Genomic DNA, 2,465 nt, shown 5'->3' with positions numbered 1-2,465 from the left:
TTATACCTCTCCACTATGTCCAATAAGTTTGCCTTATCGGACATGTTTGGGATAGGTTGCGAAACATGGCCAAAACACCTGAAAACCAGCCCCCAGAGGCTGACACACCGACCTCGGCGCCCACCGATGACGCCGTTGGAACCGAACAGGACGAGAGGTTCCTGCCCAGTGACGGGTCGATCACCCTCCCCTCGCATGTCGCCGGTTCCGGCACACTTGATCGTCTGGTCGAAACCGCGCGGGATTATGCCAGCAATGCAGCTTCCGAGAATACTCTGAAAGCCTACAAGGCCGACTGGAGGCATTTCGCCCGGTGGTGCAGGTTGCGCGGATCGGAGCCCTTGCCCCCTTCCCCACAGCTTGTCGGTCTCTACCTTGCTGACCTCGCATCCCCCGAAGGCCCCGGCCTGTCCGTCTCGACAATCGAACGCCGCCTGTCCGGCCTCGCCTGGACCATCACACAGCGCGGGTTTTCCCTCGATCGGAAAGACCGACACATTGCCGCGATCCTGGCCGGCATCAAACGCAAACACGCACGTCCGCCGGCGCAAAAGGAAGCGATCCTGCCCGAGGACATCCTTGCCCTGGTGGCTTGCCTGTCCCACGATCTGCGGGGCCTGCGCGACCGGGCGATCCTGCTGATCGGGTATGCCGGTGGTCTGCGCCGTTCCGAAATCGTTGGTCTGGACGTCGGCCAAGACGACACACCTGACAGCAGCGGTTGGCTCGAGATCCTCGAGGCAGGCGCTGTGCTGACGCTCAACGCCAAGACCGGCTGGCGCGAGGTCGAGATCGGGCGCGGCTCTTCCGACCAAACCTGCCCCGTGCATGCCCTCGAACAGTGGCTGCATTTTGCCAGGATCGACTTCGGACCGGTCTTTGTCCGGACCTCGCGGGACGGCAAACGTGCGCTCGACACCCGACTCAATGACAAACATGTTGCCCGGCTGATCAAGGCCACAGTTCTGAAAAGCGGCATCCGCGCAGAGCTGCCTGAGGCCGAACGCCTCGCCCTTTTCTCCGGCCACTCCCTGCGCGCCGGTCTCGCCTCCAGCGCCGAGGTTGACGAACGCCACGTCCAGAAACACCTTGGGCACGCCTCCGCCGAGATGACCCGCCGCTACCAGCGCCGTCGCGACCGGTTCCGCGTCAACCTCACCAAGGCTGCAGGGCTCTGACCGGGCCATCACGCCGCTTGTTCGTTCAATCGACCGTAGAAACTGCGCTCCAGGTGCAGCTCCCCTGCCCCGGCTTTTTCAACCATGCCCCGCAGATATCCGCCCGGCGATCCAACCTCGCCAGATGTGTGCTTGTCGAATACCAATGCCAACGCCGCCGCCGCACGCTGTTTGCCCATTTGATCCTGCGCCGCAAGCCAGGCATGCTCGGAAATCCCGATCATTGGCCTGAGTTGTCCGGCCACGCGGTAGACATCACCCCAATCCTGTAGGTATCCGCCCAGATTGCGGGCCCAGGATGCGAATTCCGGACAGGCCTGCATCACTGTTGGAACCTCTATCGCAACACCACGGGGGATTTGACCTGGCTCACTCCCCCGCCTTTCCTCTGCCGACTTTTCAACAAGCTCAGCCGGTACACCGTTCCGCGCCACGCCCGCCGCTTCCTCATTTTCTGAGGAGTTACTGATTACAGGATCGAGTTGTTTTGTAATTTGTATATGAGGTTCGAAAATGACCCGCTTGGGGTCCATTTCTTGAGCTTCATCTGCAGAGACGGCGCCAACTTCAACCAACTCTTCCACAACTTCGTCCGTCCCAACAGCCTCAAGATAGGCCCGCTCGACACGCGTCTGAAGACCTGCAAACCACCCCAGAACGCGTTCCAGCATCTCGGGCGTCGCATTTGAGCGCGGAAGGCGCGCCAGGAGCCCCTCGAAGAGGTCAAGATACTGGGTCCAGGATCCGCTCAGGGCGCTTTGCAGGGCCGCTTCGATCCGCGCACGGATCATGCGCCGGGCCACCGTAATCTGACGCTTGAGATGCTGGCAGAGCGTCCGCTCGGCCTTCAGAACATGATAAAGTTCTTCGAACTCCTCCACTCGGGCGGCCATCGGCGACAAATCAAAGCCGTAGGCCTCGACAATCACGCCATCGGCGTCCCTACGTCCCCATCTCTTGCCGTTGGGGCTGTCCTTGAAGGCGATCACACCCGCCTCGGCAAGGCGCCTGGCATGGCGCTTGAGCGCCGACAACGAGAACCCCGTCTGCTCCATGAGATAGGCGTTGGAGGCCCAGACAATCGGTCTCTGCCCCTCTTCCCAGTCCTGGGCCTGTGTGAACGCCCCCAGCGTGTCCAGAAGCATCTGATCGCTGGCCTTCAACCCGATATGCGCACCCACGCGCTTTACCGCAACGAATGCCTTGGTCTTGGGTACAAAAACCCGTTCGCCGGCTTGCGCGTGCTGTTCAGCGACGCCAAGACCCGGCGTTGGCTTGCGCCAACCG

General features: G+C 61.5%; 2 protein-coding genes. One reads left to right on the top strand and one right to left on the bottom strand.

Annotated elements, in window-relative coordinates; translation table 11 throughout:
• The first annotated feature begins 65 nt into the window (after positions 1-65).
• Positions 66-1,178 carry a tyrosine-type recombinase/integrase gene (locus tag Q1A75_RS23685; RefSeq protein ID WP_299553818.1) on the top strand — a complete coding sequence of 371 codons (1,113 nt, stop codon included), beginning with the start codon at positions 66-68 and terminating at the stop codon, positions 1,176-1,178.
• 8 nt (positions 1,179-1,186) lie between these two features.
• Here the strand turns inward: Q1A75_RS23685 and repC are convergent.
• On the bottom strand, positions 1,187-2,465 hold a 1,279-nt coding region (gene repC / locus Q1A75_RS23680; protein ID WP_299641495.1), incomplete at its 5' end, for a plasmid replication protein RepC.

The sequence above is a fragment of the uncultured Tateyamaria sp. genome (assembly GCF_947504105.1).
Lineage (GTDB): Bacteria > Pseudomonadota > Alphaproteobacteria > Rhodobacterales > Rhodobacteraceae > Tateyamaria.
The sequence above is the reverse complement of the archived record's forward strand: the minus strand, read 5'-3'. Positions and strand labels throughout refer to the sequence as shown.